At 38.1% G+C, this 15,614-nt stretch carries 10 protein-coding genes; 5 read left to right on the top strand and 5 right to left on the bottom strand.

The annotated features are described in order from the left end of the window. Window positions 1-6 precede the first annotated feature (6 nt). Entirely contained in the window at window positions 7-1,458 is a 1,452-nt protein-coding gene (locus CW736_RS05625) for a DUF1800 family protein (protein WP_101013010.1), read from the bottom strand. Between the two features lie 145 nt (window positions 1,459-1,603). Here CW736_RS05625 and CW736_RS05620 point away from each other — a divergent pair, with 145 nt between their 5' ends. Both CW736_RS05620 and CW736_RS05615 read left to right on the top strand, forming a co-directional pair. Then, the gene (locus CW736_RS05620; protein WP_101013008.1) at window positions 1,604-2,530 is read left to right on the top strand and encodes an LD-carboxypeptidase; all 927 of its coding nucleotides are present in this window, start codon (window positions 1,604-1,606) and stop codon (window positions 2,528-2,530) included. Further along, the gene (locus CW736_RS05615; RefSeq protein ID WP_101013006.1) at window positions 2,530-2,895 is read left to right on the top strand and encodes a YraN family protein; all 366 of its coding nucleotides are present in this window, start codon (window positions 2,530-2,532) and stop codon (window positions 2,893-2,895) included. Before CW736_RS05620 ends, CW736_RS05615 begins: the two co-directional genes overlap by 1 nt. Window positions 2,896-2,944: 49 nt before the next feature. Here CW736_RS05615 and CW736_RS05610 read toward each other — a convergent pair whose 3' ends face one another. Further along, complete coding sequence (locus CW736_RS05610; protein ID WP_101013004.1) at window positions 2,945-4,045, bottom strand: endonuclease; 1,101 nt, start codon at window positions 4,043-4,045, stop codon at window positions 2,945-2,947. Between the two features lie 120 nt (window positions 4,046-4,165). Here CW736_RS05610 and CW736_RS05605 point away from each other — a divergent pair, with 120 nt between their 5' ends. Together CW736_RS05605 and CW736_RS05600 are read left to right on the top strand one after the other, a co-directional pair. Further along, complete coding sequence (locus tag CW736_RS05605) at window positions 4,166-7,009, top strand: TonB-dependent receptor (RefSeq protein ID WP_101013002.1); 2,844 nt, start codon at window positions 4,166-4,168, stop codon at window positions 7,007-7,009. 33 nt (window positions 7,010-7,042) lie between these two features. Continuing rightward, complete coding sequence (locus tag CW736_RS05600) at window positions 7,043-8,458, top strand: DUF5689 domain-containing protein (RefSeq protein WP_101013000.1); 1,416 nt, start codon at window positions 7,043-7,045, stop codon at window positions 8,456-8,458. Between the two features lie 233 nt (window positions 8,459-8,691). Here CW736_RS05600 and CW736_RS05595 read toward each other — a convergent pair whose 3' ends face one another. The 3 genes from CW736_RS05595 to CW736_RS05585 all read right to left on the bottom strand — a co-directional run bounded on the left by CW736_RS05595 (window position 8,692) and on the right by CW736_RS05585 (window position 14,569). Beyond that, on the bottom strand, window positions 8,692-10,062 hold the full coding sequence (locus CW736_RS05595) for an OmpA family protein (protein ID WP_101015041.1): 1,371 nt from the start codon (window positions 10,060-10,062) through the stop codon (window positions 8,692-8,694). Window positions 10,063-10,178: 116 nt separating this feature from the next. After that, window positions 10,179-11,372 carry a glycine C-acetyltransferase gene (gene kbl / locus CW736_RS05590; protein WP_101012998.1) on the bottom strand — a complete coding sequence of 398 codons (1,194 nt, stop codon included), beginning with the start codon at window positions 11,370-11,372 and terminating at the stop codon, window positions 10,179-10,181. Window positions 11,373-11,416: 44 nt separating this feature from the next. After that, a complete protein-coding gene (locus tag CW736_RS05585) occupies window positions 11,417-14,569 on the bottom strand; it encodes a UvrD-helicase domain-containing protein (RefSeq protein ID WP_101012996.1) in 3,153 nt (1,050 codons plus the stop codon). Window positions 14,570-14,931: 362 nt separating this feature from the next. On the opposite strand from CW736_RS05585, the gene CW736_RS05580 reads away from it, so the two are divergent. Next, window positions 14,932-15,540, top strand: a complete 609-nt coding sequence (locus tag CW736_RS05580; protein ID WP_101012994.1) for a superoxide dismutase — start codon at window positions 14,932-14,934, stop codon at window positions 15,538-15,540. Window positions 15,541-15,614 lie beyond the last annotated feature (74 nt).

The raw sequence follows: 15,614 nt of genomic DNA, 5'->3' as shown, positions 1-15,614 counted from the left end.
GCGCTATTATTTAAGTTGGAATTCTGGCATTCTAAAAATATGTTGTAGCAACAGTATCACCTGAAATGGAACAGAGCCCCAATTGAGATTCCATTGCATCGTAGTGTAATAATTCTCTGGAACATCTCCTTTAAAAACGGTTGTTGCTAGTGCATAATCAGAAGCTGTATAAAGACTTTGAGGCACCAACCGATCTACAATATCTCTTGCTATAACAGCAGGATCGTTTAAGGAGGCAGAATTATCTAAAGCAATATTTCTAAATAATTCTTGATCTATATTCCACATGGTCCACATGATGTATTCTTGTGCCTGCCATCTGCCAGTAATGGTACTGCTATTGACCCAATCTCTATCCCCTTGCCAGCCGGCAACATCTACAGGGTTAAAATATCGTTGTCCTAGAATAGAGGTAAAATAGAATAACGTATTCCAACTTACTTGTGGATAATTAAAGTTAGCTTCCTTAATAAATATTACTAAACAATCCAGAGGGTCTTTAATGACCGTTGCTCTTGCTTCTGGATCAAAAAAGTGCTCACTTTTAAACAACTGCTTCACTACTGGTTGAATTTCCCAGTTGGCATTTCTAAATGTCAGCGCTAGCTGGTCGATGATGTTTTGTGTGGGTAATTCAGGACTTACAAAGGCTCTGTAAATTTTCTTTACTATAAAGTCAGAGATCTCATTAGCTCGTACAGCAAACAAGTGGTCTATTAAACTATCGTGATTGTAATTTGCTGTAGCTCCAAAAATAGTTTTCGGTGTGTCGTCAAATGTAGCTTGTTGGAATACTATAGGAGCACCTAATTCTGTGAAGTTATTATACCCCGTCAATGCTCTAGCGGCTTCTACTACATCTGTTTGCGTATAATTATTATTTTCTCCTAAGGTAAAAAGCTCTAGCAATTCTCTAGCATAGTTTTCATTAGGGTTGAATCTATTGTTCAATACACCGTTTAAGAAAACCAACATGGACTCATTTTTACCCATTTCTTTGGTGAGGGTCTTAAAATTACCCAAAGCATGAGTCTGCAGTAAGTTATAGTATTGATACATCCAGCTAGGAGCTTGATAATCATCAATTCTGGTTACAAAATGGTTGTGCCAGAACAAGGTCATTCTCGCTCTAAAATCTAGATTGATGGTATCATTAAAAACTTGAGCATACCATTGTTGTATCTGAGCAGTACGCTCCGTATTCAAATTTGTATAATCACTTGCACTCCAAAAAGCCCAAGATGGCGCAGGAGAAACTGCATAATTAGCTGCAGTGTTGATGTAATTTTCTATGAATACATCAGGAACTTGTGTCAAAGCAATAGCTTCTTGTGCCTGATCCAGCCCATAACCTAATCTTCTTAATAGGTGACGTACTTTTCCTATATCCCATGGATTTGTAGCAATATCCGTATAAAGTACTAGCGATGCTGTATTGCAGGAATTAAGTGTTTCCATGGTAAATTTTAGTTAGAAGGGTTGGCAAGTTTGGTCTTTACAAGACTTCAGTTCTTAAAAACGAGTTTAATATATAAAATACTAACTTAGTCTTCTGACTTTTAGTGTTTAAAAAAGTTTAAATCAAATAAAAATAAATTTCTCATTGAATTATAAATCAGCTTCTTACCTTAAAAAAGGCGATCACGTCAGAATACTTTGCACCGCAAGAAGTGCCGACGAACGTCAACTCCAACCTGCTCAAAAGCTATTAGAATCTTGGGGCTTACAAGTGAGTTTTGGAAATACTATCGGTAAAAAAGAGCATCAATTTGGTGGTACAAAAGAAGAGCGCTTAGCAGATTTTCAACAAGCGATTGACGATCCAGAAATTAAAGCGATATGGATCGCTCGTGGTGGTTATGGAACGATCCAATTGATAGATGCTATTGATTTTTCCGCTTTTACTTCGGCAAGCTCAGCACGCAGCGCGAAAGCGAAACCAACCACCATCATAGGTTACTCAGATGTCACTTTGTTACACGGCAAATTGCAATCTTTGGGCTTTTCTAGCGTACATAGTTTTATGCCCTTGGAATTGAAAGACAAACCAGAAAAGAGTGTGGAAAGCTTGAGAAGAACGCTTTTTGGCGAAAGCCAAAGCCTCTCTATTCAAAACACTTTTTCATTAACTAGTCAGGTGATAACTGCGCCTATAGTAGGTGGTAATCTATCCATATTATATAGCCTATTGGGTAGTGACAGCTTTCCAGAAACAGAAGGTCATATACTATTTATAGAAGAGATCGATGAGTACCTCTACCACATAGAACGCATGATGTACTCGCTTAAAAGAGCCGGAAAACTTAAAGGTTTAAAGGCTTTGCTCGTAGGCGGTATGACTGATATGAATGATCATGAAATAGCCTTTGGCAAAAATGCTGAAGAAATCATTTTATCGCTCACAGCAGGTTATGATTATCCGGTGATTTTTAACTTCCCAGCTGGTCATATTAAAGATCACAGGACGTTACAATTAGGTAAAGAAATGCACCTGGAGATCACTCCAAAAATCATAAACTTCACTCCATAATGGCAGAGCACAATGACTTGGGAGACGCAGGTGAAGAACTAGCTGCCTTGCATTTATTGAAAAATGGTTATGAGATATTGATGCGTAACTATGTGTTTCAAAAAGGCGAGATCGATATTATTGCACGTATAGAAAATACGGTTGTAATTGTAGAAGTAAAAACCAGATCTACGCCTGACTTTGGTGATCCACAAGATTTTTTAAAAGATGGTCAAATTCAACGACTGGTAGCTACGGCAAATCATTTTGTAGAAAATTTTGTGGAAGATGAGGATGTAAACGTACGTTTTGATATCGTGGCAATTATTAAAAATAAAGCCGGTGCCAAGCTGGAGCATATTGAAGATGCTTTTTATCATTTTTAAATAAGGTCGCTTGGAGTCTTGGAGTCGGTGAGCTATGAGTTGAACGGTATCAATTATTTGAAGGAGTCTTCAAATCTTCGGTAGTTGTGATTTCCTTGACTAAATATACATACACTGGAAAGTGATCGCTAAAACCTCCTGTAAAACCACCATCTGCAAAGCTGCGTAATGGGTAGCCTTTGTACCTGCCGGTTTTGCTGGTCATAAAACTTGGATTGTAAATGTTTGCTTGATAGTAACGATACCCTACTTGATTTGCTTCATTTAACAATGGATAGGTAAACATGATCTGATCAAAAATATTTCCTGCATCCCGATAAGCTAGTGTATTGAATCCATCCTTTAACATTTGAATGTAAGGATTGTAAATCATTTGTGGCCGTACATCTTCTCTGTCCTTTTGTGCATTAAGGGTTACCAAAACACTCTCGTTAATAGGATCATCATTTAAATCTCCCATTATAATTATCTTAGACATCGCATCAATACTGTGTAAAGAATCGATCACTCTTTTGTTTAAGGCTGCAGCCGCAACTCGATTAGGACGGCTTTTTTGTTCGCCGCCTCGCCTTGATGGCCAGTGATTTACGATAAGACTCATCTTATCTCCATCCAGCTCACCTGTTACTACTAACTGATCGCGAGTATAAATGCGATTACCGCTACTTTTATCATAAATAACCAGCTCCTTGCTCACGCTATTCCATACTTTAAAATCGCTTTTCTTATACAAAAGTCCGGTATCGATGCCACGGCGATCTGGAGAATTGTAATGCTCAATCCCATAATCAAACTCGATGAGTAGAGGGTGATTGACCAAGTCTTCCAGTACTTTTCTGTTTTCAATCTCACAAACACCTATCACAGATGGAGCCGATTCTGACTTATCAGCACCTATTTTGCGTATCACTCGTGCCATAGAGGTCAACTTCTTTTGGTAGACATCTGCTCTAATTCCTTCGGCCATTTCCATGATAGGGCTGGCTTCATCATTGATGCTCGGGTCGTTCTCTATATCAAAAAGGTTCTCTAAGTTATAAAAGGCAACGGTCTTCACTTTGTACTGTTTTGCCTTTGAAGTAGTTTGTGCTGGTACCGCTTTCGCGAAAGCGAGAACCCCTAGTAAAAAAAGAAATAAACTTCTACACATTGCCTCCTATTAAAAATTATGTTCCTGTAAAGTTAGCTACAAATTTCATAAAAAAATATTTTAAAAGATTAGAAAACAGTGTTTTATAGATTTTTTCATAAAAATTTCTTAATTTTAGAAATGATTCATCAAAAACTTAACATACTTGTTTTGGCTGTTTTCATGTTGGCTTCTGGTCTAGGAATGGCACAAGAGCTCCTTAAAGGTCGCGTAATTGACGACACAACTGAGGAGCCTATCCCTGGTGTGAGTATTCGTGTTTTGGGTACAAAATTCAAGGCAATAACTGATGCCAACGGCTATTTTATAGTAACTGGAGCTATTCCTTTAGGAGATCAAAAAATAGCTGTTTTAAAAAATGGGTATTATTCAAAAACAATTCCTGTGGTGATCGATAGCATCAACAGAGTGAATATTGATCCTCTTTATCTGCAACTGGACAACTCTGACATCTCCCAATCTCAGGGAATTATTTCTTTAACAGAAAATGATCTGGCAGATGATGAAAACGCAGCAAACAATTTTTCTGGATTGCTACAAGCTTCTAAAGACCAGTTTTTGAGAGCTGCCGCATACGATTTCAGCGCTACTTTTTTTAGACCTAGAGGTTTAAACAGTGAAGACGGTAAGGTGCTTATCAACGGTATCGAGATGAACAAACAGTTCTCTGGAAGACCACAATGGAGCAACTGGGGTGGAGTCAACGATTTACAACGCAACCAAAGCTTTAGTATGGGACTTAGTGCCGCAGATCAAAGCTTCGGTGGTTTTGCAGGTGTACAAAGCATTGATATGAGAGCCTCACAACAACGCGCAGGAACACAAATATCTTATGCGAGTTCTAACCGAAGTTATAGAGGTCGCTTTATGCTATCTCACCGTTCTGGATTATGGAACAACGGCTGGTCCTATGCGATCAACCTATCAAGAAGGGCCAGTGAAGAGGGTTTTGTAGAAGGCACTTTATACGATGCCAACTCATTGGGACTTTCTGTGGAGAAAAAATTAAACGATGCACACTCCATCAATTTTACTGGTCTTTATACGCCTAATAGACGTGGGCGTCGTACAGCAATGACTCAAGAAGTTAGAGATCTTAAAGGCATCGCCTACAATCCATTGTGGGGAGAGCAAAATAACGTGCAACGCAATAGTAGAGTGAGAGAGATCGAAGAGCCTATTTTTATGTTGAACCACTACTGGAGCGTCAACGACAAGCTTAAGTTAAACACAAACCTGGGGTATCAATTTGGTAAAATAGGAAATACACGTATCGATAATGGTGGTACCAGAATAGATCCTACTTTAGGTCAAAATGCTTATATAGGTGGTGCGAGAAACCCTCTTCCAGATTACTACCAGAACCTACCTAGTTATTTCTTAAGAAATGGTCAGGACCCCATCGATTATCAACGTGCTTACCAAGCTCAACAGGAATTCCTTAATGATGGACAGTTGGACTGGAACAGCTTATACGAGGCCAACAGAAGCTTGAGAGCTGCCGGCGGAAATTCCTTATACGCTATTCAAGAGGACCGTATAGACGATACACAATTATCAGTAAATACGGTCATCACTGCTGACCTTACAGAAAACATTCTTTTTAATGCGGGTATGAGATACCGTAATTTAATTAGTGAAAACTATGCGATGATCAATGACCTTCTAGGCGGCACAGGCTTCCTAGATGTAGATTTCTTTGCAGAAGAAACAAGTGAGATCAACCTGGATCAAGCAGCACAGTCTAACCTTAGAACGCCCAACCGTATTGCAGGAATAGGAGACCGTTACAAATACAATTACAACATCAATGCAAATGTGATTGCTGGATTTGCTCAAACTCAGTTTAAAACTAAAAAAGTAGATTTCTTTGTCGCTGCAAGCCTAAGCAGAACTGTTTATCAAAGAGATGGTAAATTTGAGAACGGTAACTTCCCTGGCGCAGCATCTTTTGGAAAAAGTAAACAACTGGAATTTACAGATATTAGTTTTAAGGGTGGTGCTACTTATAAAATCTCTGGTCAACAGTTTATTGATTTTAATGCTGCCTCAATTTCTCAAGCTCCAACGATTAGAAATTCTTTCAGCAATTCAAGGCAAAATAATGAAACTGTCATCGGTCTTGAATCTCAAAAGTCGTACAGTACAGACCTAAGCTATATCTACTCCACCCCCATCATTAAAGCAAGGTTCACTGCTTACTATACTCAGTTTACCAAGGGTACCGATATAGGATTCTACTTTACAGAAGATCTTACTGGACTACCTCTCAATGACGGCAGTGCTTTTGTACAGGAAGTAATGACTCAAATAGAAAGGCGTAACGCTGGTATCGAGCTGGGTCTAGAAATTCAAATGACTCCTACTATTAAGTTCAAAGCTGCCGCAGCATTAGGACAGAATGTGTATACCAACAACCCTCATCTTTATCTTACAAGTGACGATTTTAGAGGTCCGCTTTCCTTTGGTGATGGAACTACTAGTCTTAAGGATTATCACGTAGCTGGCGGGCCAGAAACAGCCTTACAAATAGGTTTTGAATACCGGGATCCAGAATATTGGAATATAGGTATAACAGCAAATTACTTTGCAAATGCATATGCCGATATCAGTAACTTGAGAAGGTCTGCTAATTTTAGATTGGACTATGACGGCATGGAATTTAATGACTTTGATAGTGCGGTGGCTAATGAACTTTTAAAGCAAGAGCAATTTGACAATTACTTGTTGTGGAACGTGATCGGTGGTAAATCCTGGAGAATCGATGACAAGTATATTGGCTTCTTTGCAACTATTAATAATGTGTTTGGTCAAGAATACAAAACAGGTGGCTTTGAACAGTCTCGTAATTCCAACTTTAGATCCACACGAGATGATGCTAATAACCCACAAGAAGTATTTGCACCACGCTATTTCTTTGGTAATGGAACAACCTATTACCTCAACTTATACCTAAGGTTCTAATAAGCACTAAGGAACCTGTTTAATAACAAGAATATGAAAAATATCAACCACATTTTCGCCATTGCTTTAGCATCGATAATCGCTTTTTCTTGTGTCGAAGACGACGACTTTAGCATTCCAGACACGGCAACAGTAGCTATAGACCCTCCTGCTAACTTAATCGATATGTCTGCTGTGATAGGACAGATAGGGCAGTCGTCAACTGGTATTGTTACTTTTGAAAATAACGAGCAATTTATAGAAGGGTACGTCATCTCTAGTGATGAGGCAGGGAACTACTTTGAAGAATTGATCCTTCAAGATGCGATAGAAAACCCTACCGCGGGAATAAAAATTCTTATAGATAACAGTCCGTTATTTACCACCTATGCGATTGGTCAGCGGGTTTACGTCAAACTAGATGGACTAACTGCAGGAAAAGCTAATGGAGTACCTGTTATAGGACTCAACGGAACCAATGGGACCATTGAAAAAATCACTCCTGCTTTACAAGACACAGCTGTTTTACGAGATAATGAGATATTTGAAATCATCCCCACCGTATTGACTGCTTCTTCAGAATTCAGTGATCAACGACTACTGACTCTTATTGAGCTGGAAGCTACTCAATTTACTGAGGCTGATATTTCAGCAAACAGGACTTTTGCTTCTGAAGCAACTGATCAGTTTGATGGGGTAAGAATGCTAGAGACTTGTTTTGACTTTTTTGACTCTATAATTTTAGAAACAAGTACTTTTTCTGACTTTAAAGCACTGAGATTACCAGCAGGAAATGGTTCTATAACTGCGATCTTGAATAGAGATTTTGGAGACGATAGGTACGTGATTTCTGTCAACTATCCCGCAGATTTTGATTTTGAACCTGCCCTAAGATGTAGTTTTGATGTCGTTACCTGTGGAACTGTCGCTAATGCGGGGTCCAATATATTATTATCTGAAAACTTTGGAACTCAATCTAATGGTGCTGTGGCAATGCCTACCGGGTGGACCAACCTTATTGAAGCAGGATCGGAAACATGGGAGGTATATACCTCTAGCGGTCAAAACGCCTCCTTAGGCAAAAGTGTTCGTTGTAGTTCTAGAAACTCAAGAGATACAAATACTGCTTCCTGGCTTATTACCCCAGCATTTGATTTTGATGCACAAACAGGGGAAGTGTTCTCCTTTGAAACTTCCAATAGTTTTGCTAATAACTCCAACATGCAAGTCCTATTTAGTTCTGATTGGGATGGAACTAATTCCGGCCTTGTTGCTGCTACTTGGGAAGCTCTGTCAGATGCCATAATTGTTTCTGATGAGGAATTTTTTCCTAATTGGATTTTTTCAAACCATGTCTCATTAGATTGTGTAACGAGTGTAGGACATATAGCTTTTAGATACACTGGATTTGATGATGACAATAATGATGGCACCTATGAATTAGACAACGTTTCCCTTACAAGTAATTAATGATACTTTTATACTGAAATGAATGTAGTATAAAACACACCAGTGACTGCCTTTGTGAGCGCTCTTCTTATTTTCACAATCACACGAAGCTTCCTGAAGCTTTTGTTAGACCTTAGAAAGGTGTTTTATGTTTTAAGGATCTGCATATGTTAGTTAGATGAGAACAAATGGGATATAAAAAAAGCCACTCTTTTCAGAATGGCTTTTCAATAATTTTAAGATGTAATCCTAACTTATTTTACTAAGTTAATTTCTACACGTCTGTTTTGAGCTCTTCCAGCACTAGTTGCATTAGATGCTACTGGCTTAGTTTCACCATAACCTTTTGAAGTTAAACGTAATTCATCAATTCCATTTTTCACTAAGTATCCTTTTACAGAAAGTGCGCGATCGTCAGAAAGTCGCTCATTTAATTTTGCACTACCTGTACTGTCAGTGTGACCATCAATGGAAAATTTAGCTTCTGGGTATTTGTTCAAAATAGCGGTAATGTCTGCAAGTGTTTGTTCAGACTGCTTTTGAATAGAAGTTTTACCTGTATCAAATAAGATGGTCTTAGCATACTCATTTAATTGAGCTTGTACTTCCATTGGAGGAGCAACTGGTCTTGGACAACCTTCTAATTCTGCGATACCTGCAACGTCTGGACATTTATCCATAGCGTCTTCAACACCGTCATTATCTCTATCTTTTACTGGACAACCTTGTCTTGAAACTGGACCAGCTTCGTTAGGACATTTATCATCAGCATCAGCAACGCCATCAGCATCAGCATCAGGACAACCCATAAGAGCTACAAGACCAGCTGTTTCAGGACAGTTATCATCTTTGTCTAATACGGTATCTCCGTCTGTATCAGGACATCCGTTAGTTTCAGCAGGACCATAAACATTAGGACAGTCATCTTTAGCATCTTCTATACCATCATTATCAGTATCAGGACATCCCATGAACTGCTCTAATCCAGGAACTGTTGGACATAAATCTTTGTTATCTACAACTCCATCACCATCAGTATCTACAGATCCCCAAGTAAATTTAACACCTACTGTGTGCTGCCAGTGCTTTGGAAAAGCATCTTCAAATGCGTGCTTGTAAGAAGTTTGTATGTTAGCTGATAGGTTTTCAACGATACCAAAGTCAAAACCAAAAGTACCATTAAATGTCCCGAATCCGTCTTCGTCTAACCACTGGTAAGAACCACCAGCTCCTAAGTAAGGACTGAATGCAGAAGAACCATTCCACAATTCATTAAGATTGTATCTCAAACCACCATCAAGTGATAGATAAGCCAACTGCTTTATTTTAGTATCACCAACTCTATCGATTTGATTTAATGAAAAAGCACCAGTAGCAACTATTCCGTCACCTACGTAGTATCCTAGTTCAAAACGACTTGGGAAAGGCATAATATTGTAATGATCTACATTAAAAGGTTGATCAAAATAGTCTCCTAATCCTTGATCTTTCTCTCCTACTGGGTAAAGATCAATTGCGTTAATCCCTATTGCAAAACTCCAGCGGTTGCTTTCATCTTGTGCGTAACTCATGCTGGCAGAAAGCAATAGTGCTCCAGCAACTAGTAATTTAAATATATTTTTCATGTTGGTGTTTTTAATAATGAACATATGCAAAATTAAACCGTTCCTTGTCTTTCGCAAGGATCTCGCCAATAAATTTGTCTAAAAATGCTTTATTAGCTGTTTATTCTTTGTCAATTTTAGATAACGCCTAGTTTTTTTCCGATCTTTTCAAAAGCAGCGATTGCTTTTTCCAAATGTTCTTGTGAATGCGCTGCGCTTAATTGTACTCTTATTCTTGCTTTTTCTTTAGGCACGACTGGATAAAAGAATCCTATCACATAGATACCCTCTTCTAAGAGTAAGTCTGCCATTTGTTGAGAGAGTTTTGCATCGTATAACATTACTGGAACAATAGCACTTTCACCGTCGATAATATCAAAGCCTAAGTCTTGCAATCCCTTTTTGAAAAAGGCAGTGTTAGACTGCACTTTATCGATAAGCTCTGTGCTCTCATCAATAAGCTCTAATGCTTTTATGGAAGCACCTACTATAGAAGGTGCAAGCGAATTACTAAAAAGGTAAGGTCTAGAACGCTGTCTTAATATTTCAATCACCTCTTTATTGGCACAGGTATAGCCACCCATGGCACCACCAAGTGCTTTCCCTAAAGTACCTGTAATAATATCTATCCTTCCTAAAACACCTTTTGCTTCTAAAGTGCCGCGCCCCGTATCCCCTAAAAAGCCTGCCGCGTGACATTCATCTACCATGACAAGGGCATCATACTTATCTGCCAGGTCGCATATTTTATCCAAAGGTGCTAGCAGTCCGTCCATAGAGAAAACACCATCAGTGACAATAAGTTTATAGCGCGCTCCATCTTCAGTGGCTTGCTGTAATTGTTTTTCAAGATCTGCCATGTCCCCTGTTGCATAGCGGTAACGGCCAGCTTTACACAAACGCACACCATCAATAATAGATGCGTGATTTAAAGAATCTGAAATGATGGCGTCTTCTTTAGTTAATAATGGCTCAAAAATACCGCCATTAGCATCAAAACAAGCTGCATAAAGAATCGTGTCTTCACAACCATAAAAATCGGCTAGTTTTTGCTCTAGTTCTTTATGGATGTCTTGAGTTCCACAAATAAAACGAACAGAACTCATTCCGAAACCATGAGAATCCAAGGTATCCTTTGCTGCTTTTATCACTTCTGGATGAGAAGAAAGTCCTAAATAATTATTAGAACAAAAATTGAGAACTTCAGAACCATCCTCTAAAGTGATGACCGCATCTTGCGGTGAAGTAATGATGCGTTCTCTTTTATATAATCCAGCATCTTTAATTTCTGCTAGTTCTTTTTGTAGGTGTTCTTTAATTGATCCGTACATTATATATTTTTTAGTGTTTTACAAATATAACAAGCCGCAGGTCGTTAACCATTCCATTTAACGATTTCTAAGCTATCTGTGTAAATCAGTACTTTCTCTGATACCTTTATATGCATAGACACCAATAAATCCTCATATTTATTAAGTTGTGATCGGTGCTTTTCTAAAACAGCGCCAGTTTTATAATCTATGATAACCGCTTCATCATTTAGAAACACTACTCGATCTGGTATAAGCCTTGTTCCCGATGGGAGCAAAATAGGTTGCTCGTTGAGCACATGGATTCCTTTTGTATAATAAGGAACGAGATCTGGATGACTGATGACTGCCTCAATCATCTTTTTCATCTCTTTTTGTTCTTCTTTAGACAGGGAAAAATCTCTATTTATCTTTTTACGCACCTTATCAAGGTTGGAAGAATCCTTCATCAAGGAAAGATACTCATGCAACACATTACCTTTTTGAATGGCCTCACTTGCGCCACTTGACCACAGCAAACCTTTTCTCGTAGAAATACTCAATCTTTCAGAATCTAAACATACTTGGTACTCCTCCAGCATCTGGCTTTCTTCTGTTTCTATAGCTACAGATTTGCGATTCACATCTCCTATTTGTGCCGACTCATAACCATTATGAGTCTCTAATTCAATTCCTTTTTTCTCTATAAACTCTTTTAAAAGTGACGAGTAGTTATTCGTTTTGGGATTGGCACTTTCGGCACTGATGTATAATTGCTCTCTCGCTCTAGTAAAAGCGACGTATAACGTATTGATTTGATCCATTTGAACTTTGCCGAGGTTGTTTGCATAGATCTCTGGAGCAGTACCTGGATAAAATTCGTTTTCTTTTTTTAAATTGATATACACTTGATCAAAACCTTCATATTCTTCTTCCTTTACAGAAACCCAGCCGGTTGGATTTCTAGCGTCATCTAGTTTTTTATCGCAATGAGGTACTATGACCACTGGGAATTCCAGTCCTTTAGACTTATGAATGGTCATGATTTGCACAGCGTCAGCATCAGCTGCAGCTGGTACGCTCAATTTTTCCTTTTTCAATTCCCAATGTTCTAAAAAGTCAGAGAGCGATACTTCATAGCCGGTAGAATACTCAAATAGAAATTCTAGAAAGGACTGTAATCTAGTGTCTTGCTTTTTAAATAACCCTAGAGATTCTGCTACTTGTTCAGTGGCTTGAAATAATGCCGTTTTCGCGAAAGCGGCACCTAAATCATCCTTTTCAAAAGCCATAAGACCTTTGCCTAATTCCAATAAACTCTGATGGAGGTGCGTAGTAACAAAAGAATGAATATCCTCGATCTCAAAAACTCTGGTATAGGCCATCAAAAATTCAAAACGAGGCTTTTGTTGCTCTGGCGCCTGCACCATCCTCATTAAAGAGACTAACAACTGCACTTTATGCGACGCATATACCAGCAAACTATCTCCAGAAACTACCCGCATTTCTTGAGACACTAGATATTTTGCGATCTCATGACCTTCTTTATTTGCTCGCACAAGAACACAAATCTCGCCTAATGCAAAACCATTTTTGTGCGCCTTTTTAATTTGTTGATATACCTGATAGGGGTACGCATTATTAAAATCGTCTGTGTCATAAGGAGCTTCAAAATCCTTATCAATAAAGTCTATTTGTATAAAACCGCCCTCTTTTGCTCTTGTTTGTTGCTGTAGGTATTTCTTATACAATGTCTGATACACCTCACTATGAAGGTGGTCCCCATAATAATCAAAAAACTCGTTGTTAAATTTAATAACCTCATCATAACTACGCCAGTTGAATTCGAGTGTTTCATCTTTTTTAGGCAACATAAACAGATCTGGAGTGGCAAGTAATCTCAGAAACTGGTCTGCATCTCCACCACGAAATCTATAGATGGACTGCTTTGCATCACCCACCAGCATCAAACTGCCTCGTTCTTCATTCTCTCGTTGCTGCTGAAGTTCATTTTCTATAAGTGGCGCGAGGTTTTCCCATTGCATGCGGCTGGTATCCTGAAATTCGTCTATAAAATAATGCCGGTACCGCTCACCAAGTCGTTCATATATAAAAGGAGCTGGTTCGTCTTTTATTTGTTCTGCTAATAAAGCGTTGAATTCATAAATAGGCACTATTTGCTCTGCAACTTTAATCTTATCTATTTCATGAAGCAATTCATTGAGCAGCGATAAAGGCGTGAGGCTGCTGGCTATGTTTTTATAAAACATGATCGCACCACAATTCTCCGTATAGAACTCTGATAAATTTACCAAGTCTGCACGTTTACTTTCAATAAAATCTTTTGCTGATGCACTTGCAGCTTTATTTTCTAAAGTTGCCGTTGCCATGTCTTTTACATAACCTGTATCTGGCGCAATGGAATAATTTCCTTGCGCACTTTCTGTAATGAATTTATAAACACGACTAGCTTTATAAAAGAAATCATTAGAAGTTAGACCGTTCTCCGTAAATTCTTGAAAAAGGCTTTTGCCTTTTTCTTCTAGCTCGCTTTTTGCAAATTTAATTTTCTTATACAAACTTTCACGCAAGCCTAAGAAGTCTTCCACCTTTTTCCCTTTTAATTGCTTGAGAAAAGGATAATGGTTTTCATTTTGAATAAGCTTAGCAATATCTTGAAGATCGTATTCTATATCCCAGCTTTTACCTTCTTCTATCTTTGATAAAGAAAAGTCTACTAATTGCTGTGTGAGTTTTTTATCTTTTCCTGCTCTCGCAATAAGGTTATGAATGGCTTTTGAAATCAGGCGTTTGCTATCCAGTTCTACCTCAAAATTATCTGGTAAATCAATATCTTTTGCAAAAGTTCTTAAAATACGATGGTTGAAAGAGTCAATAGTTACAATATCAAAGGCCGAATAATCGTGTAACAGCTGATTAAAAATAGCTCGGGCTTTATTCTTGAACTGCTCGTTGTCCAAGCCAGTTTCGTTTTTAATATGATTTACTATTCCTAAAACCCCCTCATCTAACTCGTCAAAAGTGAATTTATACAAGTAATCAAGAATACGTTCTTTCATCTCACCTACCGCCTTATTAGTAAAGGTAACCGCTAGAATACGCCTGTATCCATTAGCATAAGGGTTTTTAAAAAGCAGTGTAAGGTAATCTTGCGCGAGAGTATAGGTCTTACCAGATCCAGCACTAGCGCTATAAAAAGTAGTAGGTGATTGAGACATATTCAAAGATAAGGAATGAACTTGAACTTGAACTTGAAAAGCTTTCAACGCCTCTAAAATTTATTTTTTAGACTTACTAAGTATTTTGAAAATAAGTTATGAGTCATGAGTTTTTTTAACTGCTGCTCAATAAAGTAATAAAACTGCAACTTTATGAAGTTAAAGCAAGGTCTAGAGGCTGTAGAAAAAAAATCAACTAGTTAAATCTATAAATTAAAAGGGATACCATAAACTTTTAACTTATCAACTCTTCATTTAAAGCAATAATGTTTTAAGGATAATATAACGTGGATAATTTTAACAGTCCCCTTTTTGTGCCTAATTTTATAATTCGATAAATAACTAATTAAAAAGAATATATAATGGCTTTTGAACTACCCCAATTAAATTACGCTAAAGACGCACTAGAACCTCATATCGATGCAAAAACTATGGAGATACACCACGGAAAGCATCACCAAGGGTATACTACTAAATTGAACGACGCTGTAAAAGGAACAAGTCTCGAAGGAAAAACTATTGACAACATTCTTTTAAATCTAGACATGAACAATACTGCCGTAAGAAATAACGGTGGTGGTTTTTACAACCACAGTTTGTTCTGGGAAGTAATGAGCCCTAATGGTGGTGGTCAACCAACTGGCGAACTAGCTGACGCGATTACTACTTCATTTGGTTCTTTTGACGCTTTTAAAGACACTTTTAGCAACGCTGCAAAAGGACAATTCGGTTCTGGATGGGCATGGCTTTGTGTACATGAAGGTGGAAAACTAGATGTATGTGGAACTCCTAACCAAGACAACCCACTTATGCCAGAAGTAGGATGTGGAGGAACTCCTGTTCTAGGACTTGATGTATGGGAACACGCTTATTACTTGAACTATCAAAACAGACGTCCAGATTATGTGGAAGCATTTTTTAATGTGATCAACTGGGAAGAAGTTTCTAAAAGATATGCTGAAGGGAAGTAATTTCCAATTAGCAAAAATAAAAATCCCCAAATCAATTGAATGATTTGGGGATTTTTTATATACTTCAACTATAC

Origin of the sequence: Nonlabens sp. MB-3u-79 (assembly GCF_002831625.1) — a bacterium.
Classification (GTDB): Bacteria; Bacteroidota; Bacteroidia; order Flavobacteriales; family Flavobacteriaceae; genus Nonlabens.
Note: the sequence above shows the minus strand (reverse complement) of the source record. Positions and strands in the feature narration are given on the sequence as shown.